Source organism: Bacillus sp. Y3 (genome assembly GCF_008123875.1).
In the GTDB taxonomy this organism is placed as follows: Bacteria; Bacillota; Bacilli; order Bacillales; family Bacillaceae; genus Bacillus; species Bacillus altitudinis.
In genome coordinates, this window is sequence record NZ_VSSC01000006.1 from 161986 (window position 1) to 188227 (window position 26242).

Sequence of the window (26242 nt, forward strand, 5' to 3'; positions counted from 1 at the left end):
TTGTCTGGATAATAATTCCTTCAAGAAAGTATATTGATATATATTGTTGTTTCACAAACATAATGGTTTTGATGTGTGTTGTAAGGGTTTTATTCTTTTTGTTGGGTGAACAAATTATCTAAATATACTTAAGTGAACAGTTCGACACTATAAACTTTTGAAACGAGGTCGATATAGACAGTGACAGGAAATCTTCCATTGAAAGGATTGATAGTATATGACTGTACGAGTACAGAACCTCGTTCAGAACTGGTTTCCGAGTGAGGACGGAAATGCAGAAGAGCGGAAAGAACTCATTAAATTAATGGAACAGATCATTTCAGGGGTCGATGACCTGAAGGATCCGAACCGTGCTCACCTAAAAGGTGAAAAGAATCGCGAGGAGGACTTTTACAAAAAGCTCACTGAAACAAGTCAAATTCCGATGAACGGACAACAAGCGGAACTTGTGAATGAAGAATTACTGAAGCTTTTACATAATCATCCATACCACACGAAGTATTTCTTCACGAACATTTTGCCAATGGCAAGTACACCAGGAATTCTAGGCATGCTGACGGCTATGCTGGTTAACGGAAACAACCTATGGGATGTGTATGGACCAGCAGGCGCTGAAGCTGAGGTCAGAGTGGTCTCAATGATGTCTAAGCTCATCGGATATGATCCAAATGTGAGCGGGGGCTACACAACATGGGGAGGTCAAGGGGCTATTTTCTCGGGGCTTCGTTTAGCGATTGCGAAAGTTGCACCGGAGTCATTACGAAAAGGTGTCCCGCAAAATCTTTATGCGTTTTGTTCTGATGCAGCACATTACAGTTTATTTAAGTCGATGGAAGCAACAGGGATTGGCACAGACAACTTAATCAGAATTAAGACGAATAAAGATCATTCGATGGATATGGAAGATTTGCGTTGTCAAATGGAACGTGTTGCCCAAAATGGAGGAATTCCCGTTTATATTGTGGCAACAACCGGAACAACAGATGCCATTGCAATTGATGATGTAAAAGGGGTGCGTGAAACGGCAGAAGCCATTGCTGAGAAGTATGGTCTCAAGGTGCCGCATATTCATGCAGATTCGGCGCTTGGTGGATTCTTTGCTTTCTTTAATGAGTATGATGTATCTGAAAACCCGCTGCAATTCTCAGACGGAGTTCTTCGTATGTTAAAAGAAATCAAAGCAAAGTTTCAGCATCTTTCTCTTGCTGACACGATGTGTTTTGATTTTCAAAAGCTCGGACAAACACCGTACACATCTAGTTTATTCTTAGTGAAAAACGCTGCTGACTTAAAGCGCTTGGACCTAGAAGAACAAGAAACACCATACGTTGGACATAGAGGATACGGGGAATACCATACGGGTTATACGCTTGAATGCTCAAGAATGGGAAGCTCCATCAGCATGCTAAGTGTGCTGCTAACGTTTGGAATTGAAGGATACCAGCGCTTGCTCGGTCAATTTTTAGAGGTGAACCTTGCATTTAGAGAAGCGCTCCGTCAGGAAATTCCACAAGCAGAAGTCGTCAATGATGACAATGTCGGAATGGCTACATTGTTTAGAATTTACCTAGACGGTTCTCCTCGTTTTAAGGAAGAAATATCTGGAGAAGCAACTGCTATGGAAATTGAGCGCAACAATGATTTGAACAAAATCCTCTTTGAAAAGCTTGGAGAGAAAAGAGACGAAATGTTCTTTGGCGATACAACGAAGTTTTTACAAGTCAATGCCAAAGAAGGTCAAGAATTCTATCTAAGTGTGAGTAAATTTTTTGTGATTTCACCTTATACGTTACCGGAGCATATCCCTCATATCGTATCTTATTTAAAAGATGTCATTGCATCTGTTTGTGGACAATTTGAAAGTGTAGAGGCTTAAATTAAAATTGAGAGTGGAGATGTAGAAAAAAATGGCGAAACAAAGGAAGTTTGGAGGACTTACGATATCCTCCAAAATCATGTCAGTCGTTGTCGTAACATTACTCGCAACCGTTGCATTATTCGTTCTAACATTTTATTTAGTTAGCCAGGATTTATCTTCCCAATTATTAAAGCAATTTGATTATCGATTAACAACAGATATTGATACAGCGAAAAAAGAAATCGATAATATTGATGGAAATGTCCTTAGCATTAGCGGGAAGGATGATCCTATTTATGTGGAGATCAAAAAGAAATTCACAGAACTACAAAAAGATCATACGCTTGAGAACTTATACGTGTTATCAAATAAGGGCGGCAAAGAAAGAATCATCGTACTAACAGGGGAAGACAATGATTTTGATCAAGATTATGTCTTTTCAGATGAAATGAAACAAGCTCTTTCTGAAGATAAAATGGTCAAAAGTGATATTTACGTTGATTCGTATGGGACTCATAAATCCGTTTTTTTACCAATTAAAGATTCAGGCGGTGAACTCACGGGGATTTTAGGAATTGACTTAGATGCGTCTGTTGTTCCAGCAACAACGAAAAAGCTGACAATTTATATTACAGTAGCATCTGCGATTGTGCTCATCGGCGGATTACTCTTCTCATTCTTCATGGGAAGAAGAATTGCAAAACCAGCACGCTCATTAATGGAATCAGCGGATCGAATTGCAGATGGTGATTTAACTGGCATGGTAGAAGTTCAAAGTAAAGATGAGATCGGTCAATTAGCGGCTTCCTTCCAGAAAATGCAGGGACGGATCAAAGAGCTTATTGGACAGATCTCAAACTCATCAAGTGAAGTGTCGAAAATGTCTTCACAGCTTCGCACAGTGACAACGGAATCTAGTCAAAGTGCACAACAAGTGTCAGAAGCGATGACGAATATGAGTGAAGGAATCAATGATTCAGTCGCAAACATTACAGACTGCACAACATCTGTTGCGGAAATCGATACTCAAATCGAAGGCGTGACAAAAGAAGTGGATGAAATGAAATCTGTTTCATCAAAAGTACAAGAGCAGTCAGAATCTGGTCAAAAATTGGTGCAGCATGTGCTTGAACATCTCAACATGTTACACGACATGATGACAAGCTCCAAGCAAGCGGCAGAAGAATTGCAATCACATTCAACAGAAATTGAAAGTGTCATCTCCATTATTACGGACATTTCAGCGCAAACGAATCTGCTTGCACTGAATGCTTCTATTGAAGCCGCACGTGTAGGAGAAGAAGGAAAAGGATTTGCTGTTGTGGCTGATGAAGTCCGTAAGTTAGCTGAACAGTCAGCTGATGCAGCTAAAACGGTCTCAGACTTAGTCATTGGCACACAGGAAAATAGTCAGCGTGTCCTTGAAAGCGTGGAGGAAAGCAGTAAAGCAGTGGAAGAAGGCCGTGAGCAAATGAAAGGCACCTCGCAGAACTTCGCTGGTATTTATGATGGAGTGTCTCAATTTGCAAGCAGAACGAACAATTTGCTTCAATCTATTCAGCAGGTAGAACGAGCATATCAAACAATTTCTACATCGATTGAACAAATTTCGGTCGTGTCAGAAGAACATGCGGCAAGCTCTCAAGAAGTAGCGGCAGCAACAGAACAACAAAGTGCTGGCATGCAGCAAATTTCAAGTGCGATTGAACAGCTCTCTGACATGTCAGAGGACTTGGCACAAATGGTATCTACTTTTAAAATCGACAAAAAATAACGAGAAAGCTGGCTCTTGTGAGAGAGTCAGCTTTTTTGCTATGCTTAACCAAATATCAGACGATCTGAAAGGAGACGTGTCATGGATTTTGCGCAGAGATTGTCAGAAGAACGGATCAAAAAGGCGATGGACCATGGAGCTTTTGAAGGACTATCAGGCTTTGGGAAACCTCTGCCAAAGGATGATGCTGCTCATGTACCTGAAGAGCTGAGGATGGGCTATCGAATCATGAAAAATGCAGGCTTTGCCGGGGAAGAAACCGCTTTGAAAAAAGAACTAATGACGGTCAAAGAATTACTGAAAACGAGTATAGATGGAGAAGAAAGAAAAAAACTCTCTCTCATTTGTGAGGAAAAACAGAAACGCCTCGATGAACTCACATCCAAGCGCCAAACGTTTGCTCGACCAGCCTCCTCCTTTTATAAGAATAGGGTCTACGAAAAACTAACGGAGCATAAAAAAAGATGATGACACGCTGCCTCTCTGAGCACATTGAGGGAGCTTTTTTTATGAAAGCGCTACATTTTCTTATTGACTACATGTATATACAAATATAAAATATGAAGTGAACATGTATATACAAGTTTTGATTCTTTTTTCTTATAAAAAAACGGTCTCGGAGGGGATAGCATGGCTGATTATCAGACAGCGGCAGATCAGATTGCAAAAGCCATTGGCGGCAAAGAAAACATTGATCAAGCCACACATTGTGTGACAAGACTTCGTTTTGTGCTAAAAGATGAAGGTAAGGTGGATGAGAAAGCACTAGAACAAATTGATGAAGTGAAGGGATCTTTCTCAGCGAATGGCCAATACCAAGTGGTCATTGGTCAAGGAGTGGTGAATCGGGTTTATGCCGAAATGGTCAAACAGACGGGAATCGGCGAAGCGACAAAAGAGGACGTCAAGCGTGCCTCTGATCAGAAATTAAACCCACTTCAGCGTGCGGTGAAAACGCTTGCAGATATCTTCATTCCAATCCTTCCAGCTATCGTGACAGCCGGTTTATTGATGGGGATTAATAATATTTTAACAGCTCCTGATATTTTCTTTGATCAAAAATCCATTGTGGATGTGTATCCGGCATGGGCGGATTTAGCAAATATGATCAACTTGATTGCAGGCACTGCCTTTACCTTTTTGCCAGCATTAATCGGCTGGTCGGCTGTCAAGCGGTTTGGAGGTAATCCACTTTTAGGGATGGTCCTCGGACTGATGCTTGTACATCCAGATCTGTTGAATGCGTGGGGATATGGAGCGGCAGAAAAGACAGGTGACATTCCTGTTTGGAATTTGTTTGGACTTGAAGTGCAAAAGGTAGGTTACCAAGGGCAAGTTCTGCCGATACTCGTTGCCTCCTATTTACTCGCAAAGCTCGAATTATTTATAACAAAACGGACACCTGAAAGTATTCAGCTGTTAGTTGTTGCACCAATTACATTATTACTCATTGGATTTTTATCATTTATCGTCATTGGTCCCGTTACATTTGCGATCGGAAACGTTTTAACATCTGGACTCGTCACCGTATTTCAGCAATTCGCAGCACTTGGTGGTCTTTTATATGGCGGATTGTATGCAGCGTTAGTCATTACAGGCATGCATCATACATTCCTAGCGGTCGATATTCAGCTGATTAACTCAAAACTGCATGGCACGTTCCTATGGCCAATGCTCGCCTTGTCTAATATTGCTCAAGGATCAGCGGCACTTGCGATGATGTTTGTCTTAAAAGATGAAAAGCAAAAAGGGCTCTCGCTGACATCAAGTATTTCTGCTTACTTGGGCATTACTGAACCGGCGATGTTTGGGGTGAACTTGCGCTATAGATTCCCGTTTATTTTTGCCCTGATCAGTTCAGGGATAGCTGGTATGTTTATTGCCTCACAAGGGGTACTGGCAAGTTCAGTCGGCGTTGGAGGCATTCCAGGAATCTTCTCGATCATTCCGAAATATTGGGGGGCATTTGCCATCGGAATGGTGATTGTGCTGATCGTCCCATTCATTGGTACCCTTTTATATGCAAAACTTAAAAAGAAGGATGTATCACAAGAACTTAACTAGTGGTGGTGAAGGAAATTGAATCAACAAACAAACGAACCGTGGTGGAAAAAAGCCGTGGTCTATCAAATCTATCCGAAGAGCTTTTTAGACACAACAGGCTCTGGTACAGGTGATATCAATGGCGTGACGAAAAAGCTCGACTATATCAAAGAGCTAGGGGCGGATTGTATTTGGCTGACCCCTATGTATGAGTCACCACAGCATGACAATGGTTATGATATTAGTGATTATACAAAAATCCATGACATGTACGGCACAATGGCTGATTTTGAGCACATGCTGAAAGAAGCACATGAACGAGGGATCCGTGTCATCATGGATCTCGCCGTGAACCATACGTCGATTTTCCATGAGTGGTTTCAAGCCTCCCGAGAGTCGAAGGAGAACCCGTATCGAGACTATTATATTTGGAAGGAGCCGAAAGCGGACGGCTCTCCTCCGAATGACTGGCAGTCAAAGTTTGGCGGCCCAGCGTGGGAATTAGATGAAGCGACAGGTGACTATTATCTTCATTTATATGATGTTACCCAGGCAGACCTCAATTGGGAACATGATGAAGTGCGCAGGAAAGTATATGACATCATGCACTTTTGGTTTGAAAAAGGGATCGATGGATTCAGACTGGATGTCATCAATAACATTTCAAAGGATCAACGCTTTTTAGATGATGCCGGGCAATCAGTGCAAGGTGATGGACGTATGTACTATACAGATGGGCCGAGAATTCATGAATTCTTGCATGAAATGAACCAGGAAGTGTTTTCGAAATACGATAGCATGACCGTGGGGGAAATGTCTTCAACGAATATCGCAGACTGCATTCGGTATACAAGACCTGATCGGCAGGAGCTGGATATGACGTTTAATTTTCATCATCTAAAAGTTGACTATCCTAACGGTGAAAAGTGGGCCATTGCGCCATTTGATTTTCTAGAGTTGAAATCAATTCTGTCAGAATGGCAGACGAAAATGCATGAGGGCGGCGGCTGGAACGCACTCTTTTGGTGTAACCATGACCAGCCGCGCATCGTGTCAAGGTACGGTGATGATGGCACGTACCATCAGCAATCAGCGAAGATGCTGGCGACCACCATTCATTTGATGCAAGGCACTCCTTATATTTATCAAGGTGAAGAAATTGGGATGAAGAATCCTCGCTTTGAGGATATTTCGTCATACCGCGATATCGAATCACTCAATATGTACGAAGTCATGCTTGAAAAAGGGAAAACAAAGGAAGAAGCTTTGGCGATTTTACAGGTCAAATCAAGAGATAACGCAAGGACACCTATGCAATGGACGTCGGAAAAAAATGTGGGGTTCTCAAAAGGTACGTCTTGGATTGAACCAGCTCAAAACGGCATTTCAGTAGAAGCTGCCTTAAAAGATGAGACGTCGATTTTTTATCATTATCAAGCCCTTTGCAGGCTTCGTAAGGAACTTGATGTAATCACCTATGGGAGCTTTACTTTACTGCTGGCAGATGATCCAAAGGTGTTTGCGTATGTCCGAGAAGGCAAAGATGAGAAGATTCTCGTGATCAACCATTTTTATGCAGGCGAGACGGACTTTACTCTTCCAGATGAGCTTGCAAAGGATGTCAATGAAATGGAAGGGCAAGTTCTGCTGTCCAATTATGAGGATGTGCCGGCAGATATCAAGGGATTTACGTTGCGTCCATATGAGTCAATCGTTTATCATTTAACCAAACGCTAGTAAATGGGGCGGAAGGAAAATGAAAGAGAATAAGTTTCGAGTGATCTATGATCAGCTCGCAAGACGAATTGAACAAGGTGAATGGCAGGATAAAGGCATCCTCCCATCAGAACATGAGCTGTCTGTCATGTATGACACATCCCGTGAGACGGTGAGAAAGGCATTAAACATCCTTGTGCAAAATGGCTATATCCAAAAAATTCGTGGGAAAGGCTCAGTATTGCTGAACCGAGAGAAAATGCAGTTCCCAGTTTCGGGTCTTGTCAGCTTTAAAGAGCTTTCCCAAACGCTTGGACGCAAGACGGTAACAACGGTTCATGAGTTCGGTTTAATCAAGCCAGATCAGTATATTCAGTCTCAGCTGAAAATCAGTGGGCAGGAGGACGTTTGGGAAGTCATTCGCTCTCGCAATATTAGCGGAGAAGAAGTCATTTTAGACAAAGATTACTTTTTGCAAAAACATGTGCAGGTCTTGTCTAAGGACATTTGTGAAGGATCGATCTACGAGTATATTGAAGGAGAACTTGGGGTTTCGATTAGCTACGCACAAAAGGAATTTGTGGTCGAGCCATGTACAGAAGAGGATGAAAGGTATCTCGATTTGAACGGGTTTGATCATGTGGTGGTGGTGAAAAATTATGTGTTCTTGGAGGATACGAGTCTATTCCAATACACCGAAAGCCGCCACCGGCTAGATCGTTTCAGATTCGTGGATTTTGCTAGAAGAGAGAAGTAGACAGGGCCGAGGCTCTGTCTATTTCAGGTTTTAGGGAAACAAGAGCAACATTCTAGGAGGACAAATGATCAGACTGAATAGACCACTCAAATTACGAGATTTAGAAATTTTTAGCGTGATGAAAGATCACAGGATTTTATGTTATGTCATCATTGAAGACACACGAAAACCGTTTACGGAAGAAGATAGAAAATTAGAGCCATTATGTGATATGGATGAAGAAGACATTCAAGCGATTTTGAATGTGTTTCATATTTCAATTATCAGTGATGAAACATTAAATGAAGAAGATTTAACCCTTGTGAAATCCTACTTTGCTGAATTTGTGAATAACACGAACTTAACGAATTTCATTACGAGAGAATATGTTCAAAAGGATTTATATGCCGTTGATGATGAAGATGATATCACGTTCTTTAATAGAATGCTGCGTCATATAGGGTCAGATGATGTGAAAGAATTTGATGACCGTCATTGGATGTATTTATCCCAAGATTGATAGTGAGATGGAAAAAGGACAGAGCCAAAGCTCTGTCCTTTTCGATTAAGATGATACTTTGTTTCGTGTGCGCTTGCGCTGGTAGTAATAAAGGATACCGCCTGAGGCGAGCATGAGTAAGCCAATCAATACCGCTGTATACATCATCGTTGCCGTATTCGGCAGAGTGCCGCCTGGCATGCCGCTTCCATCCTGACTTGGATCCGAACCGCCTGGAGCAGAAGTTCCACCGTCTCCGCCATTTTGGTCTGGAGCTGTTCCAGCAGCTTCACTTTGATTGAGTACGGTGTATTCACTAAAGTGCTCCGTTTTACCTGAGACAATCCCGTTTTCGAATGAACCGTTGCTTGTTTTGGCATAGCGGTTTTTCTCACGATCGACATAATAGACACCTGGTTTTTTCGCTTTTTCAGGCGCATCTAATGTAAAGAACAGTGTGACGGGATCTTTAAAGGTAGACACATTTTTCTGATCTTGTTTGATTTGGAAATCGTAAGTGTCGGTTAATGCGTTTTTCACCTTATTTGTTTTTGCCATTGATATATCTGCTTGTTGCTCTGACAAATTGGAGAGCGGTAATGCTAGACCGACTTTGTTATGATAGATGGTGACGTTTGGATCTTGCTCTCGTTTCTTCAGTTCAGCTACTTGCCCTTTTGATAGAGACAATTGAACCTTTTTCGCTTCGGTTGCTTTGTCTAAATAGAGCAATGCTTTGTTCGTATGCTGCACATACGTTTGGAATTTCTCATCATCTTGAATGTCATAGGCGCCTTTTCCTTTCAAGCGAGGAAGGAATACTTCTTTCACTCGATGGTCGATGACTGGAGAAATATGACCGTCTGCCTGTTCAATTTGCTCTTTGAAAATTTCATAGTCAACATAGCCTAAGTCTTCACCATGAGACGCTTCTGTAAAGACGCTGTAGCCATCACCGCCTGTGCCGACAAATGCATTAGTCGCCACGCGGTATGTTTTCTGATCATCAATGTCAGTCAGATTGCCATTTTGATCTTTCAATTTGACATCAATCAGTCTGCTGCCAGCCGGTTTACTCAGTGTAAACGTATATTCAATGCCAGCTACATGAGGGAATGCGCCTCCGCCTTCTTCAATGCCTGAAAGACCTTGTTCAAGCGCTTTTTTAATTTGACTGCCTTTTAAATCTGCGACATATAGTGTGTTTCCAAAAGGCATCACGGTTAAAATATCCCCTAATGTAATATCTCCTTTTTCAATGCTGCCTCGAATGCCACCGCCGTTTGTAATGGCAAGGTCAGCCCCAGCAGATTCTTGTGCTTTCTTTAACATGCCATCTGCAATAAAGTTTCCAAGGTTCGTTTCCTTTGCACGGACGTGTTCACGTTGTCCATCTAAAAAGACATCTGACGTCCCGACTTTTTCGGTTTTTAAATCTTGGATATCTGCTTTATACTGATCAAGAATCGCTTTTGCGTCCGCATCTTCTTTCACAGAGTCGTCGATCGTGATGAGGTCAAAAGTAGATTCTTTTGGTTGTACGACGCCTTTTTTGTCAAAGGCCACGTCTACTTTTCCTAAAAATTGTCCGTAGTCTTTTACTTGCGCAACAATCGTTGGTTCTTTTTTATTGATGACCTTTAATTTTTCAACAAGGGTGTGGGTGTGACCACCAATGATGAGATCAATGCCATCTACTTTTTGAGCCAGTTCTAGATCACGGTTATAGCCAATATGTGTGAGCGCAATAATTTTATTGATTTTTTCTTCAGTTTGAATGGTTTTGACTGTTTCTTTTGCTTTTTTGTATGCATCTTGAAATTGAATGTTGGGACCACTGCTGGATGTAATCGCTGTGTCTTCAGTGGTTAGACCGAATACAGCGACCTTTTCACCATTTACGTCAAGTAGAATGTAAGGGTAAATGCCAGCTTCTTTTTTCTCACCAGCTTTAAATGTTGCTGGTTTTTTCACTAAATCGCTTAACTGTTTTTCCTTAGAGACATTCACGTTTGATGACACGATCGGGAAGTTCGGTTTTTCAAACTGGTGACGGTTTTTAGCATCTACACTGGATGCATCACCTGTCAGGAATTGACGAAGGACAGATGGACCTTTGTCAAATTCATGATTCCCGAACGTCATGGCATCGTATTTCATTAAGTTCATCAGTTTCAGATCGGCAAGTCCTTGCCATTTTGTGAAATAGAGATCACCAGAGAAGACATCTCCAGCGTCTAATAAAATATTGTTTTCGCTTTGGGCGCGAACTTCTTTGATCTTGGTTGCGCGTCTTGCTGCATCATCCAGATGGGCATGTGTATCGTTTGTATGCATCACCGTTAAATGCCAATTGTCTGTTGCAGGTGGTTCTGTTGTACCATCATCTTTAAACGCTAGCTTGTACACGCCAAGTCCGTCTGTGCTGGCATTTCGAATAAAGTCGACGCTGCTTGATTTCTCTGCGAACGGTTTTGCAAGTAGAGAAGATTCAAAGGTGACTGTTGCGCCTTTTACTGGTGCAATGGACCAGTTTTGATCTGCGCTTGGGTTAATGGTTTTTTGTTCAATAATATAATCCATCAGCACTTGGCGGTTCTCATCTGCTGAGGCGAGCACGACTTTATCTTGTGTGAGGTGCGGGAAGCCTCCGCCGCCAGATGCACGGTAATTGTTTGTCACGACTAAAAATTCTTGATTGTCAGAAACGGGTTTTCCGTTGTAAGACAAGTTTTTGATGCGGTTCGCACTAGCGTTAATAAGTGTGCCCGTTGTGCTGTATTTAGCAGGCTGTGTGACATCTACTTGGTACGTCACACCATCGATCACATCAAAATTATATGAGCGGTATTCTTCGTTTAAAATAGGCTGTTCATTTGAAGTATTTGGTTTGATTTGGTTAAACTGACCTGCAGACATTTCAAGCCAGTCTTTTACTTCACTGCCTTTTAGTTTTACAATCTGTACGGTGTTATCGTAAAGATAGAGATCGCCGATGTTTTTAATCGCTAAATCACCTTTTGCGATATTTGTATAATAGTTCACACCGTTGCGTCCGCCGGCTTTAAATGGCGCACCCGCAGAGAGAATCGGCAAGTTTTTGTACGAAGTATCTTTCATTTTTTCTTGTGCATACCATTTCTGGGCATCTGTCACGATTTGAATAGAAGGGTCATCCATTACTTGAGCGAAAAAGCTGTTAATGTCTGCTTCTGTTTTTCCAACTGGCTTTCTGACATAATCCAGGGTGTTTTGGTGAGTTGTTTGAATGGCATCTTTCACTGTACTGTTTTGAGATGTCACCCCGGCAACGGATTCGATTTTACCTGTTCCGTCTGTGACTTTCCAGTTGCTGCCGTCTGGTTCTAGCGTTAGATCAATGACCCCGAGGTAGCTTCCCCAGTTTTTTGACATGACGACAGGAATGCCATTAATGGTTCCCTTTGCGACATCAAATTTGTCAACGCCACTATATTCAGCGCTTGGGAATGTGCCATGCTGGTGGCCAGACACAATCGCATCAATGCCTTTTGTTTTCGTGGCAAGGTCAAAGATCATATTTTCTGATCCTTTAGGTGAAGCTGTTTTTTCAATTCCTGTATGAGCAAGAGCGACGATGACATCTGCGCCTTTTGCTTTCATTTCTGGAATGGTTTCATTGGCAGACTCCACAATATCCTGCACTTGAACTTGTCCATCTAAATGTTTCTTATCCCACGTCATAATTTGTGGTGGTACGAATCCTATGTAACCGACTTTCACAGTTTGGGAGGCTCCGTTTGCATCTTTAAAGGTTTTATCCTGAATGACATAAGGAGTAAATCGGTGTTCTCCGTTTAACTTTTTGACGTTTGCATTGACAATCGGGAAGTTGGCGCCCGCAATGGTACCGTCAAGAAAAGATAAACCGTAGTTAAATTCATGATTGCCGAGTGTGCCTGCATCATATTTTAATTTGTTGAGTGTATGAATAATGGGGTGAACCTTTGTTTGATTGATGATGCTGTCTTTTTCATTTTTATAAACGTATTCTCCAAGAGGGGTTCCTTGAATCAGGTCTCCGTTATCAACAAGGAGTGTATTGGGATTTTGTGAACGGTGCTTGTCAATCAGCTCGGCTGTTTTTGCCAAACCGAATTCATTTGTTTCTTTGTCACTGTAGTAATCATAATTCATCATGTTCGCATGAACATCCGTTGTGGCTAAGATACTGACCTTTACGGCACTGCCGCTTTCTGTTTCTGCATGAGTAGGTACTGCTGGGAGAATGAGACTAATCAACATCATGGAAGTGAGCAGAATAGACAGGTTTTTCCTTCGTTTAGACCTATGTGCTTGCTTCTTCACCTGATCTCCGCCTTTCTAATTTTTTTGACCACAATACCTATTGTAGAAATGTTTCGTTAACTTTTGTAGTTATTTTTTGCAGATTATTGTAAAGATAACATAAATCATACGAATTACCTTGTTGAGGGAATGTGAATGAGTCTAAATGCTTATTTTTCTGAAAGGGGGTTTTCTCATAGGGATAGGATGTTTGATTTCAATTGGCGGGGGTATAGTGTGTAGTGTAAACGATAATCAAGCAGGAGGGTTTCTACATGGGTAAGAAAATTGCAGTTGTCTTAACAGATTACTTTGAGGATGTTGAATTCACCGAGCCTGCAAAAGCCTTTAAAGACGCAGGCCATGAGATCACAGTGATTGAAAACGAAAAAGGAAAAACAGTGAAAGGAAAGCAAGGAGAGGCAGAAGTAAGAGTCGATGCGTCTATCGATAACGTGAAACCAGAAGACTTCGATGCACTTCTGATTCCTGGCGGCTTCTCACCAGACATTCTGCGTGCGGATGATCGCTACGTGCAATTCACAAAAGCCTTTATGGACGAGAAAAAACCAGTATTTGCGATCTGTCATGGACCGCAATTGCTTATTACAGCGAAGACGCTGGAAGGAAGAGGCGCAACCGGCTATACATCCATTCAAGTAGATATGGAAAACGCAGGCGCCAAATTCAAAGATGAAGAAGTCGTCGTTTGTCAGGATCAGCTTGTCACAAGCCGTACACCTGATGACATTCCAGCATTTAACCGTGAATCATTAAAACTGCTCGCCAAATAAGTAGTTTTGACAGGATAAACAAAGCCAGCACCTTGCGAGGTGCTGGCTTTTTCTGTGCATGGATATAAGAAAGCGGCGTCAACCGCAATTCAGTATCAGGTGCACGATTATTTTCTTAAGCTTTTCAGCTCGCTTGCAATGGCTTGCATTTCACTTGGGCTGAATGAAGATTTTTTCATCACCATTTGGTGAAGAAATTCAATATCTTCATACTTATCTGGACTGAAGTCTTCTGCTTTGATGACTCCAATATTCAGCATATTGAGCTTTTGCGAAATGTCTTCAATCAGCTGATTGACTTCAGCCGCTTTTTGCTGTGACAAGGGCGGCACGTCCTTTCCTGCATGTGTCGAATAATATGTCTATTTTAACAGAAAAGCAAAAGAATAAAAGGGCTATTATGACGACACTGAAATGTTTTTTTCCTTTTTCTCCTCTTTGATCTTATCAATGATTCGTTTGGATTCAAACACCACAACACCTGATAAACCGATGAGTCCAATTAAGTTTGGAATGGCCATCAGTCCATTGAGCATATCTGCTACGCCCCAGACGAAGTCATTCTTAAACACGGCACCGAAAAAGACAGCTATCACAAACACGATACGATAATACATGACATACGAATCCTTCGCCAAATATGTAAAGCATTTTTCCCCGTAATAGGACCAGCCAATGATGGTTGAATAAGCAAACAGGAGCAGCCCAATTGCCACAATGGTTGAGCCAGCTGGACCGAGGAAGTGAGCAAAGGATAACGAAGTCAGCGCATCACTTTTTTCTGTTAAATACATATCTGCCATGACAATCGTAATGCCAGTGATAGAACAAACAATGATGGTGTCAATAAACACTTGCGTCATAGAGACGAGCGCTTGACGGGCAGGCATATCTGTTTTCGCAGCTGCAGCAGCAATTGGTGCTGATCCAAGACCAGCTTCATTGGAAAAGACGCCTCGCGCGACACCCCAGCGAATAACGGTTCCAATCGCACCACCTGCCACGGCTTGACCTGTAAAGGCATCTGAGAAAATAAGACTGACTGCGCCAGGAACAAGATCAGCATTCATGACAAGAATGATGAGCCCGCAAATGACGTAAAATAAAGCCATGACTGGTACAAAAATAGATGTCACTCGGCCGATACTTTTGATTCCGCCTAAAATCACGAGTGCCGTAAAGGCGGTAATGATGATACCTGTTACCCATGTTGGAATTTGAAAAGTAGAATTCATGACGCCTGAGATGGAATTAGACTGTACCAGGTTGCCGATCCCAAAGGCAGCACTGGCACCGAAAACAGCAAATAGCACCCCTAGCCATTTCTGTTTTAACCCGTGCTCTAAATAATACATAGGTCCGCCAGACATTTCGCCTTTTTCGTTTTTGACCCTGTATTTTACAGCAAGAACAGCTTCTGCAAACTTGGTGGCCATCCCGAAAAATGCAGCAAACCACATCCAAAATACTGCACCAGGACCACCTGCAATGACAGCTGAGGCAACACCGACGATATTCCCTGTACCGACAGTTGCAGCAAGAGCCGTCATTAATGCTTGGAAATGGGAGATATCTCCCTCTGATGTTTTGTCTTGTTTTGAAAAAGCGAGCTTTAAAGAATAAGGAAGTAATCTAATTTGAATGAAGAGAACGCGAAAGGTGAGGTAGATTCCAGTACCAACAATTAAAATCAACAGGGGAGGCCCCCACAAAAAATTGTTCATCGTCGTGACAAATTGCTCAATGATTCCCATCTAATGTCCCCCTTTGTTTGTGTAATTCTCCTAAAGTTTCTCCTTTTTTTGTGTAATTTGTCAATGCCGATGGGAGTTTTTCTTGCAAAGTTTCCAAAAGAAAAAGGGCTTGATATGATAGAGAAAAGGTTTTCCAATGGGACTCTTAGGGAAAAGATAGGAGGAGAATGAAGGATGATTCATGTATTATTTGTGTGCCTCGGCAATATTTGCAGGTCACCGATGGCAGAGGCGATGTTTAGAAAACGAGTCGAAGACGAAGGGCTGAGTGAACACTTTGTGATTGATTCAGCAGGCATTGGCGGCTGGCATCAAGGCAGTCCTCCGCATGAAGGAACACGAAAGCTGCTTGATGAAAAGGGCATCAGCTATGCAGGAATGACGGCAAGACAAATCATGGATAAGGATATCACCACATACGACTATATCATTGCGATGGATGCTGAAAATGTTGGCGCCCTCCGCAGTTTAGCCGGCTATGGAAAACATCACTTTATTGGCCGTCTTCTTGACTTTGTAGAAGACGACGATCGAGACGATGTGCCAGATCCTTATTACACTGGGAACTTTGAGGAAGTACATGATTTAATTGAAACAGGAATTGATCGTTTTTTGACGTATGTAAAAAAAGAGAAACACCTTTAACTGAAAGGAGATCAGATGAGATGGAAGAGAACAAACAAATCGTGCTTCGGGGAGCTGTTATAGGCGCGGCCTGCGGCATATTGCTGACATTATTTCATCGTCCAACAAGAACTGCACTGAAAGAAAAATGGAATGACTGCCAGCAAAAGCTGGATGAATACCGCCTGGAGCCTGGCAGGATGTCTGCTTGCGTGAAGGAAAAAATGGAAGAAACGAAGCAATTGATGAGAACGGTCTCAGATGATTTGTCTTTTCTGAATGAACAGGTGAATCAGTTAAAGGAAACAACACCAAAGGTATTAGAGATTATTGAAGAAACAAAGGATCACTTTCAAAAGAAACAGAAAGATTGATCATTGGAGATGAGGCGTATGGGTTTTGTTAAAGCGTTAATTGGACGCTTTTTGCTGCATGAAGGACCGGCAAAATCAGCTGAGCTTGCGTATTTCTTTTTGCTTTCATTATTTCCGTTTCTCATCTTCGTGCTGACGCTTGTTGGTTATTTGCCGCTGACATCAAAGGATGTTCTAAGCGTCATTTCTGGTTATGCGCCAGAGGGAGCGCTTTCGATGATTGAATCCATTGCCGAAGAGACACTGAATAACCGTAACGGCGGATTGTTGTCATTCGGGATTATTGCGGCACTCTGGTCTGCATCCAACGGCATTAATGCGGTGGTCAGAGCATTTAACCACGCTTACGAAGTTGAGGAAAATCGTTCCTTCATTCTCGTACGTTTAACATCAATCATCTTAACCATTGCGATGGTGCTTACGATTATTTTTGCCTTGATGCTGCCTGTCTTTGGAAAAGAGCTTGGCTTATTCGTTGCCAAATTAGTAGGGCAGTCAGATGCGTTTCTCACCATTTGGACCGCCATGAGATGGATTATTAGTCCACTGATTTTACTGATTGTTTTTACATCCCTATATTATTTTGCCCCTAACATCAGGCTGAAATTGAAATTTGTGCTGCCAGGTGCCATATTCGCCTCTGTTGGCTGGATTCTCGTCAGCATGCTGTTCTCATTTTATGTAGGCGAATTTGCCAACTATAGTGCGATGTACGGAAGCATTGGGGGAATCATTATATTAATGATCTGGTTTTATTTAACCGGCATTATGATCATCCTCGGCGGCGAGCTCAATGCGCTTTTACATAAGCGTAAAATCGTACCAGGCAAGGTGTGAAGAAATCTGGGCATCCTAAAGGAGAACGAACATGTTCAATCTTGACGGATGGGGGAATAACGAATGTCTAAACAATCGAAAAAAGGCGGAAGCAACACAAAACAAAACAAAGGCCATCAACCAAAGCACAAAACAAGTGGAAGTGCGAATGGGCAAAATGGGTATCACTAGATGAAAAAACTCCTCTGCATAGGTGCAGGGGAGTTTTTAATGATTCAATATCCGTATATAACGCTTCAGGAGAAAAGTTGCATCAGGCTTTGGCTGATAGTGAGGATCGAGCTGAAACCCTGCTTTCATCGCAACACGTTCACTTCTGACATGACCAACAGGACAAAAGATTTCAAATCCATCGACTTCAGGAGCAAAAGTATCTGTCATCCATTTCACTGTTTTGGTCACAATACCTTGCCCTTGTGCATCTTGACCAATCCAATACCCAATATTGCCTATCCGATGCTGAAACGTCATGCGGAACACCCCAATTAATTGATCGTTTAATACGATACCCGCTTCTATGTCTTTTCGTTCAGCATAGGCAGTGTGGGCAGATTGAATAAAAGATTGAACATCTTCTATGCGATAACAGTGATTCACCCATGGTAGCCACTCTCCCAAGTGAATTTTATTCTGCTGGATAAGTGCAAATAATGTCTCTGCATCGGCTACTTGTAAACACGCCAATTTTAAGTCATTTGAAATGTTAAATGTAAACAAAATAGATCCTCCATTTAGTTACTTTCAACCACTGCCAGCGTCCTCCCAAATCGAACACAGCAAAACACAAATAAAATCACGATACTGACAAGATAGAGTAAATTCATGCCCTCGAACGTCTGAACAAAGAATCCGCCAAGAACCGGACCGAGAATACTTCCTGCACTAAACGCCATCCCGCACATCAAATTCCCAGCAGGCAGCAGATGCTTTGGCAATAAGTCCGTCATATAACTGATGCCAAGTGAGAAGGTCGAACCTACAGCCATACCTGCGATAAAGAAACAGATCGCAACAGCCAAAACGGACTGAATGAAAATCCCTGCTAAAAGGAAAAAGAATGAACCGACGAGTGTCACGACTAAAATCATGCGGCGTCTGCCGAAATGGTCACTCAGCATCCCGAGAGGAAGCTGAAAAACAATACTCCCAATCGCAAACGCAGGTAAAATAAACGCAACAGCATCTATCGTCACCCCGCTTCTCAGCGCATACACAGGGAAGTTACTATTGAGCGTCGTTTCTAAAAAGCCATAGCAAAACGGCATCATAAACGCTACCCAGCCAAATTGAAACGCCTTCTTGAAGCGCTTCAAACTATTTGTCTGCTCTGACGTCTGCATTTCACCTGTATCAGGATATGTATTTTTTAAAACAAACACAAGCAGCCAAATACACAAACTAACTGCACCAGACACAATAAACGGCAAGGATGGATTGATTTCAATGAGTGGTGTTAAAAAAGGGCCAGCGGCAAAACCGAGTCCAAAGGATAACCCATACAATGAAATATTTCGCCCGCGATTTCTAGATGATGAGGCATAGGTTACCCACGTCTGTGTGGAGAAATGAAGCATATGATCACCGATGCCGATCATCAGCCGCAAGAAGAACCAGACGACATAAGATTCAATAAAGACAAAGCTAAACAAACTTAAAAAGACAGCAGCGCCCCCAATGACGATCAATGGTTTAAATCCGAAGCGGCGCAGCGGCGCTTCCATAAAAGGAGACGCAAGCAGCACGCCGATATATAAACCGGTGGCATGCAGTCCGTTTAACGTCGGGGAAGTGCCGGCATGTTCGAAAATAATCGAAATAACTGGCAGTAACGCTCCCTGTGAAAAACCAGATACGGATACAAGTAAAATTAAAATCATAAAATGAATTCTCGACATAAGAAGCTCCTTACAAGTTCATGCTTTCATCGTACAATGGAACCATAGGGGTTTCAATAGAAAGGTGGAAAAGGAATGAAGCTGATATACGAAAATGATCGGTGGGTCGCAAATGCTGATCAAAGGCAGCTGTCTATTTCGGGAAATGAAGAAGCGGGATACAGGCCGTATCAATTGTTCACCTCGGCTATTGCGGGCTGTTTTGGAGAAATGGTCATTCATGTATGCCGAAAAAAACGAATATCCTATCAAGGGCTGACCATTACACCTGAAACGACAAGAGAAGGAACTGTAAACAAAATCACTCATATTCATTTACATATGATCTTTGAAAGCATCAGCACCTCTGATGAACAGCTGGAAAAAGTAATGAAACTTGCGTTGAAGCATTGTTCCATGGTGCAATCCGTGAAAGGAACGATCGATATCACCCTTTCACACGAACGAATCTAAATGTATATGATGCCGGCACTCACGAAAGAATAACAGTCAGATATGATGTAAAGGAGATTGGCTGTATGAATCGTTTGTTTCTAGTGATTGTCGCAATCGGTGTTCCATTATCTGTGATTGGCAGTTTTCTTCATTTCCCGCAGGCTGTCATGTTCGCCGTCTATTGTATCGCCATCATCGGTCTTGCAAGTTATATGGGAAGAGCGACAGAGAGTCTTGCCATTATAGCGGGACCAAGAATTGGCGGTTTGTTAAACGCTACTTTTGGAAATGCAGTGGAATTAATTATTTCATTTTTTGCATTAAAACAAGGACTCACTGCCATTGTCCTTGCTTCACTCACTGGCTCAGTGATTGGCAATTTACTGCTCGTGGCTGGACTGTCCTTTTTCGTTGGCGGATTGAAATTTAAACGACAAGAGTTCAACGTCCACGATGCAAGGCATAACTCTGGGCTGCTTATGTTTGCGATTATTGTGGCATTTGTCATTCCAGAAGTCTTTTCCATGGGGATGGCAGAAGATCGTCAATTTGTTTTAAGTATCGGCATTAGCATCGTGATGATTTTGCTTTATGTCGCAGCACTCTATTTCAAACTTGTCAGCCACAGGGGTGTTTATGTTGCCAAACAGGAAATTGCGGAAGGGGAAGCGACGGAAGAAGAAACACCAGAATGGTCTGGGAAGTTTGCCACGGCGATTTTACTCCTTGCGACAATTGCTGTGGCGTATATTTCAGAGCGGCTCGTCCATACATTTGACACAGTCGGAGAACAGTTTGGCTGGAGTGAACTGTTTATCGGGGTCATCATTGTTGCGATTGTCGGTAATGCAGCAGAACACGCATCTGCTGTGATTATGGCGTATAAAAACAAAATGGATGTCGCGGTCGAAATTGCTTTCGGTTCCACGCTTCAAGTCGCCATGATGGTCGCACCGATCCTTGTGATCAGCTCTCTGTTTTTTGAAAAGCAAATGCCACTGATCTTCTCATTACCAGAGCTCATTGCCATGGCATCCTCTGTTTTACTAACGGTCATCCTCTCAAATGATGGGGATACGAACTGGTTTGAAGGTGCTACATTGCTCGCTGCCTATTTCATTATGGCGATTGGATTTTTCCTTTTATAATCTTTTGTGGATAAGGGACGTCTTTCGGGAAAATACTATGGAAAAATGAATGAGAAAGAGTGATGATATGAAAAAGATGCCCCGCATCATGTTTGTTGTTCTCTTATCCTTAAGTTTCCTATACAGTTTTCCAGCCGAGGCAGCAAAGCCGTTTAAGGTGCCATCGTCTGTCGCCAGTATCTCAAAGGAAAATACGTATCCAAATGCGTCACAAGATCAACCGCTGCTCCAGCCGAGCGAGCTGACGGCCGAATTATTTAAAACAACAAGTGTACCAATTGAAAATACACATTTGATTAAAATGCTGAATGAATCCAGTATCTCAGGTACACCGCTAGCAGTTGGCTACAGAGCAACGATTTTTCTTGGAAGATGGGCACTTAGCTATGATTCAAACGAAACCGTCGCCAATTGGGAATACAAAAAAGTGAACACGAATCACATTGATAATAGAGGCGGAAACAAAACAGCCATCGGCAAATATGTGCAAAAGCAACAAGTAAAAGTAAGTGGAGGGCTCACAGCAAAAGTACCAAACCCAGAAGATGTGAAAACATTGATGATGCAAAAAGCCATCCAAAAAACAAAACTTCCGCTCGCCTTCGACACAGTGATTGGTGCAGGAACAAAGCGAGATCAGTCCTACCACGTATCTCCAAAAAAAGCAGCAACCCTGCATGCATACGCTCCAGCCATTAACGAAAAAGGAAAGGTTACTTACGGAGAAGTGTACCTTGTGCTCAAGGGAAATAAACGCAAACTTGTCGTGAAAAATGTGACCTCACAAGGAATTGGCGCTTGGATTCCTGTTCAGGATCACCTGACGTTTGGGTTTCAAGGGATGAATTAAAAACAGTCATCTCCTCTTACCAAGGGGAGATGACTGTTTTTTGATTAAGATGTCCTATCTTTTTTCTTTTTCATTTCATGAATGTAAAAATCAAAGGCGTTATATAAAACCCATACAAAGAAAAGAAAGAGAAAGACTTTAGTGAATATCGTCAAGTTGTTGAAAATTAAGCATAGGCCAATAAAAGGGAGGATCATAAAGCCATAATACGAAAACCACCATGTTTTAAAAATGAAACTCAGCCCCTTGGTTATTTGTGGAAACGACTCTATCTTCATATTACATGGTCTTGAGTAGAACGTAAACCTTACCTAGACAATAAAAAAGCCAACGCAGAAGTTGAATGAATCCAACAACTACGATGGCTTAGCTGATTATTCCCCTAAATCCACATTATGATAAACCTGCTGCACGTCTTCAAGCTCTTCTAATACATCGATGAGTTTTTCAAATTGTGCTTTCGATTCATCATCTAATGTCACTTCGTTTTGAGGCAGCATTGTGATTTCGGCTACAGTAAATTCTTCTACGCCTGCCTGTTTGAACGCTTCTTGAACTTGATGGAATTGATCTGGTTCAGCGTAGACGATCACCGTATCATCTTCTTCCATAATGTCACGTACATCAATGTCTGCTTCCATTAAAAGTTCAAGCGTTTCTTCTTCACTTTTCCCCTCGACACCGATCACCGCTGTTTGGTCAAACATGTAAGCAACAGATCCACTGACGCCCATATTTCCGCCGTTTTTCCCAAATGCTGCACGAACATCAGACGCTGTGCGGTTGACGTTATTGGTCAGGGCATCAACAATCACCATAGATCCGTTTGGACCAAATCCTTCGTAACGCAGCTCATCGAAGTTCTCTTCTGCGCCGCCTTTGGCTTTTTCAATCGCACGGTCCACAATGTGTTTTGGGACACTATATGTTTTTGCACGTTCTAGGACAAAACGAAGTGCTTGGTTTGATTCTGGATTTGGCTCACCTTGCTTGGCAGCCACATAGATTTCACGCCCGAATTTTGCGTAAATACGACTTGTATTGGCATCCTTTGATGCTTTCTTTTCTTTAATGTTGTTCCATTTACGACCCATCTTATTCACTCTCTTTCAATTAGTAAATACACAGTATGAGGGTCCCCATGCTGCATGAAATCAATCTGCTTTCTATTATACATGAATCAGTCAAGAGGATAGAAGTAAGAGGGCTGAAATGAAAGGAATTTCTTAGCTGAAGTGTTCGAGCTGTTCGAGTGTCTCATCTTTCTCATATGGTCTAGTCAGCTCATCATACCGAATGATCTAGTGAACTACATGCATGATAATTAACTGATTAACAAAAAGTGATCAAAAAAATAACCCCATCAAAATGAGGTTATTTTGCAGGCTGTGGATAGACGAGATCCTCAAGCAATTTCACATCATGCTGATGAAGTTGTGTGATCATTTCTTTTCGCACAGCGAGGGCGGCTTCGAAGTATTTTTCATCTTCGACCATTCCTTTTACGGTGATCTCAATCCCGCGATTCAATTTATTGAGCCCCATAATGCCATGAACCTGAAAAGGTTCAATGGCGTTTTGGAATTCATCTTTTTTCAGTAAATCATGATGCATTTGATTTAACTGATCACATGCTGTTTCTAGCGCCTTGAAAGCAATGTCAGGATTTTGGTTTGCACTGATCAAGACTGACTCTGTGATACGCATGTAGTGCATATTGTAGTTTTGGATTTGACGAATGTCTCCGTTTGAAATGGTTAACAGCTTGCCGCTCCATTCTCTAATTTGCAAAGACCGGAGACCAATTTCTTCAATGGTTCCGTTAAAAAGATTATTGACCGTCACATAGTCACCTTTATGAATTTGCCGTTCATAAATGAGGAAGATACCAGCTAAAATGTCACGAATCAAGGTTTGAGCACCAAAACCAATGACAATTCCAGCCACACCAGCCCCCGCAAGAATCTTCCCAAAGTCATGAAAAAATAGAGAAATCACATATAAGACAAAACATATGGAAGCTGTATACTTTGAAACCGATTTGACCAAGCTCTCAATCGTTTTTTTCTTCTTGTCTTCAATGAATTCAGTGCGTTTAAAGAAAATCTGAAGCGCTTTGTTGATCATAAAGACGGCAAGCCAAAGAATGAGTCCAACAAGGAGAATTTCAATGTATTTGTTTTTGACCACTGTCAGAAATGTTTCGTCCATCTATCGGTTACCCCCTGGCTGTACGAGAAGTAAAATCAACATCTTGATAATAACTGTTTTTCACAAGAACATTCGGACCAAGGCATTGCACACTTGGGCAATGACAATTCAGTTCTTTTGCCAATTTTGTGTTCATCCAGCGTGTATAAGCTGATTGCAACGTATCAGTTTCAATATTTCCTAATGGCGGTGTATCGCCAAAGTCTGTCACAATAATATTCCCATCAAAAATATTCACATTCAACCGTGAACGGCCATCAGGGTCATTTCGTACTGTCACATTTTTCGCTTGACGCAATCGAGTCAAGAGGCGCTGGTCTTCTTCATCTGTGCTGCATGAATAAAATGGCAATGTGCCAAACAGCATCCATGTGTTCTCATCACGAACATCGAGCAACTGATGAATCGCATCCCGCATTTGTGGAAGCGACAATGATTCAAGGGCGCTCGCAAAATCACTTGGATACATCGGATGAACTTCGTGGCGCTGGCATTTCATCTCGTCCACGATTTGACGATGAATGTGTTCAATATAAGGAAGCGTACGCTTATTCAGCATCGTTTCAGCAGATACGGTTACACCCGCTTTCACAAGGGCCTGACTATTCTCAATCATGCGGTTAAACAATTTCTCACGCTGCTCAAAGGTTGGCTTTCGGTCCATCATTGCAAAACCAACCGTAGCAAACTCTTCGACCGTCCCCCAGTTATGTGAAATGTGTAGGACATCCAAGTATGGAATAATCTCTTCATATCGAGCCAAATCAAGTGTTAAATTCGAATTAATTTGGGTACGGACGCCGCGTTCATGGGCATACTTTAATAAAGGAACGACATATTCCCGTACAGATTTCAGAGACAGCATCGGCTCTCCGCCTGTAATGCTAAGGGAACGCAAGAGCGGTACTTCATCTAAACGGCGAAGCAGTAAATCGAGTGGCAGTGCATTCGGATCTTTTGGCTGCAAAGTATAGCCAACCGCACAGTGCTCACATCTCATGTTACACAACGTCGTTGTCGTCAATTCAATATTTGTCAGCTTCATTTCTCCGTAATCCTGCACATCGAGATAGGCTTCCCAAGGGTCGAATGCAGGTGTAATCGGACGAAGTGCTGTTTTTTGGTTCATGGTATCTATCTCCTTTTCATTCGGGCAAACATAGACCCGCCAACAGTTAATTTTAAGCCCCATCACCGTTATACGCAAGAGGGGACACAATTGATTTACAAAGGAAAAAAAGATAAGCTATAAACAAATGCTAAAGGGAGTGTATCTATGGGCAAGGCAGCAGACAGCAAAGAGCAGCAGGTTGATTATTTAAAGAACCGATTAGATATGTTTATGAATGTGATTGATTCATTAGATCCTGAATCAACAGACGTTGAGGATATAGACAGACTCATCCAGATGATTGACGACCTAGAAGCGAAATATGAACGATTTAAAACCGATTGGAAGGAAGAATAGCTCGCGCTGATGCGGGCTTTTTTCTTTAAATTGGCAGGTCAAAAAGTGTATGAGTACCCGGTATATTCTGCACAATAGAAGAAAAACCGGGAAGTGACGTAAATGAAAAAATGCATACTGATCTGTCTATGTGCGCTTTTTGTATCGATGCCTTTTTCAAACTTAGAAGCCGTGTCTAATCAGCCGATTCATTGGGGATTTGCTAAAAGCAAAGAGCACAAGCCAGCAGATGCCGGCAAGGAACTGACGACACTCTTAAAGAAATATGATGCTTTCTATTTAGGAAATACGAAAAAGAAAGAGATTTATTTTACTTTCGATAATGGCTATGAAAATGGGTACACACCCAAAATCTTGGACGTGCTGAAAAAACATCAAGTACCCGGCACCTTTTTTGTGACTGGGCACTTTGTAAAGGATCAGCCCAAGCTCGTCAAACGTATGGCAGAGGAAGGTCATATTATTGGCAACCATTCCTATCACCATCCAGATTTAACAACAAAGAGCACGAAAGAAATCAAAGAAGAGCTGGATCGTGTCAATGAAGCGGTATACAAAATCACAGGAAAACAAGATAACCTCTACCTTCGTCCACCGCGCGGGGTATTCAGTGAAAGGGTACTAAAGGAAACGAAACAGCTTGGCTACCAAACCGTTTTCTGGTCAGTAGCGTTTGTAGATTGGCACATCCACCATCAAAAAGGAAAACAGTATGCGTACAATCAAATGATGAAACAGGCGCATCCGGGTGCCATTTACTTACTTCATACCGTTTCAAGGGACAATGCCGAGGCACTTAATGATGCCATCACTGCTTTAAAAAAACAAGGATATACCTTTAAAAGCTTAGACGATCTCATGCTTGAAAAAGTATGGCATCTCCCTCAGCTATAGAAAAAA

At 42.1% G+C, this 26242-nt stretch carries 25 protein-coding genes; 17 read left to right on the plus strand and 8 right to left on the minus strand.

Going from position 1 to position 26242, the window contains the following annotated elements; genetic code table 11:
* The first annotated feature begins 217 nt into the window (after positions 1–217).
* The 7 genes from FXF70_RS15400 (at position 218) to FXF70_RS15430 (ending at position 8647) form a co-directional block, all read left to right on the plus strand.
* On the plus strand, positions 218–1876 hold the full coding sequence (locus FXF70_RS15400; RefSeq protein WP_056703306.1) for a pyridoxal phosphate-dependent decarboxylase family protein: 1659 nt from the start codon (positions 218–220) through the stop codon (positions 1874–1876).
* A gap of 31 nt (positions 1877–1907) precedes the next feature.
* Entirely contained in the window at positions 1908–3632 is a 1725-nt protein-coding gene (locus FXF70_RS15405) for a methyl-accepting chemotaxis protein (protein ID WP_138825355.1), read from the plus strand.
* An 81-nt stretch (positions 3633–3713) separates the two neighbouring features.
* Entirely contained in the window at positions 3714–4100 is a 387-nt protein-coding gene (locus FXF70_RS15410) for a DnaJ family domain-containing protein (protein WP_057078330.1), read from the plus strand.
* Between the two features lie 162 nt (positions 4101–4262).
* The gene (gene treP / locus FXF70_RS15415; RefSeq protein ID WP_148780618.1) at positions 4263–5696 is read left to right on the plus strand and encodes a PTS system trehalose-specific EIIBC component; all 1434 of its coding nucleotides are present in this window, start codon (positions 4263–4265) and stop codon (positions 5694–5696) included.
* A 15-nt stretch (positions 5697–5711) separates the two neighbouring features.
* Positions 5712–7412 carry an alpha,alpha-phosphotrehalase gene (treC, locus tag FXF70_RS15420; RefSeq protein WP_148780620.1) on the plus strand — a complete coding sequence of 567 codons (1701 nt, stop codon included), beginning with the start codon at positions 5712–5714 and terminating at the stop codon, positions 7410–7412.
* Positions 7413–7431: 19 nt separating this feature from the next.
* A complete protein-coding gene (gene treR / locus FXF70_RS15425; RefSeq protein ID WP_007496585.1) occupies positions 7432–8148 on the plus strand; it encodes a trehalose operon repressor in 717 nt (238 codons plus the stop codon).
* Positions 8149–8212: 64 nt separating this feature from the next.
* Positions 8213–8647: a terpene synthase gene (locus tag FXF70_RS15430; RefSeq protein ID WP_144740904.1), complete on the plus strand. Its 435-nt coding sequence runs from the start codon at positions 8213–8215 to the stop codon at positions 8645–8647.
* 45 nt (positions 8648–8692) lie between these two features.
* On the opposite strand, the gene FXF70_RS15435 is transcribed toward FXF70_RS15430, so the two are convergent.
* Positions 8693–12973, minus strand: coding sequence for a multifunctional 2',3'-cyclic-nucleotide 2'-phosphodiesterase/3'-nucleotidase/5'-nucleotidase (locus FXF70_RS15435; protein ID WP_148780622.1), 4281 nt, complete (start codon positions 12971–12973; stop codon positions 8693–8695).
* A gap of 254 nt (positions 12974–13227) precedes the next feature.
* On the opposite strand from FXF70_RS15435, the gene FXF70_RS15440 reads away from it, so the two are divergent.
* A complete protein-coding gene (locus FXF70_RS15440) occupies positions 13228–13746 on the plus strand; it encodes a type 1 glutamine amidotransferase domain-containing protein (protein ID WP_007496591.1) in 519 nt (172 codons plus the stop codon).
* A gap of 107 nt (positions 13747–13853) precedes the next feature.
* Here the strand turns inward: FXF70_RS15440 and FXF70_RS15445 are convergent, their stop codons facing one another.
* Positions 13854–14069, minus strand: a complete 216-nt coding sequence (locus FXF70_RS15445; RefSeq protein WP_008341757.1) for a DUF1128 domain-containing protein — start codon at positions 14067–14069, stop codon at positions 13854–13856.
* A gap of 75 nt (positions 14070–14144) precedes the next feature.
* On the minus strand, positions 14145–15500 hold the full coding sequence (locus FXF70_RS15450) for an alanine/glycine:cation symporter family protein (protein ID WP_007496593.1): 1356 nt from the start codon (positions 15498–15500) through the stop codon (positions 14145–14147).
* 174 nt (positions 15501–15674) lie between these two features.
* Here FXF70_RS15450 and FXF70_RS15460 point away from each other — a divergent pair, with 174 nt between their 5' ends.
* From FXF70_RS15460 to FXF70_RS19105, 4 genes are read left to right on the plus strand one after another with little or no spacing between them, the layout of a single operon-like run.
* Positions 15675–16145: a low molecular weight protein-tyrosine-phosphatase gene (locus FXF70_RS15460; protein ID WP_019743535.1), complete on the plus strand. Its 471-nt coding sequence runs from the start codon at positions 15675–15677 to the stop codon at positions 16143–16145.
* A 20-nt stretch (positions 16146–16165) separates the two neighbouring features.
* Positions 16166–16498: a hypothetical protein gene (locus FXF70_RS15465; RefSeq protein WP_019743536.1), complete on the plus strand. Its 333-nt coding sequence runs from the start codon at positions 16166–16168 to the stop codon at positions 16496–16498.
* Between the two features lie 18 nt (positions 16499–16516).
* Entirely contained in the window at positions 16517–17335 is an 819-nt protein-coding gene (locus FXF70_RS15470; protein ID WP_008341753.1) for a YihY/virulence factor BrkB family protein, read from the plus strand.
* Positions 17336–17366: 31 nt separating this feature from the next.
* A complete protein-coding gene (locus tag FXF70_RS19105) occupies positions 17367–17510 on the plus strand; it encodes a hypothetical protein (RefSeq protein ID WP_019743537.1) in 144 nt (47 codons plus the stop codon).
* A gap of 32 nt (positions 17511–17542) precedes the next feature.
* Here the strand turns inward: FXF70_RS19105 and FXF70_RS15475 are convergent, their stop codons facing one another.
* Together FXF70_RS15475 and FXF70_RS15480 are read right to left on the minus strand one after the other, a co-directional pair.
* Positions 17543–18052 (minus strand): GNAT family N-acetyltransferase, encoded by a 510-nt coding sequence (locus FXF70_RS15475; RefSeq protein WP_099496390.1) that lies wholly within the window; start codon positions 18050–18052, stop codon positions 17543–17545.
* A 14-nt stretch (positions 18053–18066) separates the two neighbouring features.
* A complete protein-coding gene (locus FXF70_RS15480) occupies positions 18067–19230 on the minus strand; it encodes an MFS transporter (protein ID WP_148780624.1) in 1164 nt (387 codons plus the stop codon).
* Positions 19231–19305: 75 nt separating this feature from the next.
* Here FXF70_RS15480 and FXF70_RS15485 point away from each other — a divergent pair, with 75 nt between their 5' ends.
* From FXF70_RS15485 to FXF70_RS15495, 3 genes are all read left to right on the plus strand, one after another.
* Positions 19306–19683: an OsmC family protein gene (locus FXF70_RS15485; protein ID WP_058214339.1), complete on the plus strand. Its 378-nt coding sequence runs from the start codon at positions 19306–19308 to the stop codon at positions 19681–19683.
* A gap of 65 nt (positions 19684–19748) precedes the next feature.
* Positions 19749–20813, plus strand: coding sequence for a calcium/proton exchanger (cax, locus tag FXF70_RS15490; RefSeq protein ID WP_148780626.1), 1065 nt, complete (start codon positions 19749–19751; stop codon positions 20811–20813).
* 67 nt (positions 20814–20880) lie between these two features.
* Positions 20881–21663, plus strand: a complete 783-nt coding sequence (locus FXF70_RS15495) for a YfkD famly protein (RefSeq protein ID WP_017366830.1) — start codon at positions 20881–20883, stop codon at positions 21661–21663.
* A 374-nt stretch (positions 21664–22037) separates the two neighbouring features.
* On the opposite strand, the gene FXF70_RS15505 is transcribed toward FXF70_RS15495, so the two are convergent.
* From FXF70_RS15505 to yfkAB, 3 genes are all read right to left on the minus strand, one after another.
* A complete protein-coding gene (locus tag FXF70_RS15505) occupies positions 22038–22757 on the minus strand; it encodes a YebC/PmpR family DNA-binding transcriptional regulator (protein ID WP_007496614.1) in 720 nt (239 codons plus the stop codon).
* A 280-nt stretch (positions 22758–23037) separates the two neighbouring features.
* Positions 23038–23874, minus strand: a complete 837-nt coding sequence (locus FXF70_RS15510) for a mechanosensitive ion channel family protein (protein ID WP_025206933.1) — start codon at positions 23872–23874, stop codon at positions 23038–23040.
* A 7-nt stretch (positions 23875–23881) separates the two neighbouring features.
* Complete coding sequence (yfkAB, locus tag FXF70_RS15515; protein ID WP_017358799.1) at positions 23882–25003, minus strand: radical SAM/CxCxxxxC motif protein YfkAB; 1122 nt, start codon at positions 25001–25003, stop codon at positions 23882–23884.
* Between the two features lie 147 nt (positions 25004–25150).
* On the opposite strand from yfkAB, the gene FXF70_RS15520 reads away from it, so the two are divergent.
* Together FXF70_RS15520 and pdaA are read left to right on the plus strand one after the other, a co-directional pair.
* Entirely contained in the window at positions 25151–25342 is a 192-nt protein-coding gene (locus FXF70_RS15520) for an SE1561 family protein (RefSeq protein ID WP_003218031.1), read from the plus strand.
* Between the two features lie 102 nt (positions 25343–25444).
* A complete protein-coding gene (pdaA, locus tag FXF70_RS15525; RefSeq protein WP_148780630.1) occupies positions 25445–26236 on the plus strand; it encodes a delta-lactam-biosynthetic de-N-acetylase in 792 nt (263 codons plus the stop codon).
* The last annotated feature ends 6 nt before the right edge of the window (positions 26237–26242 follow it).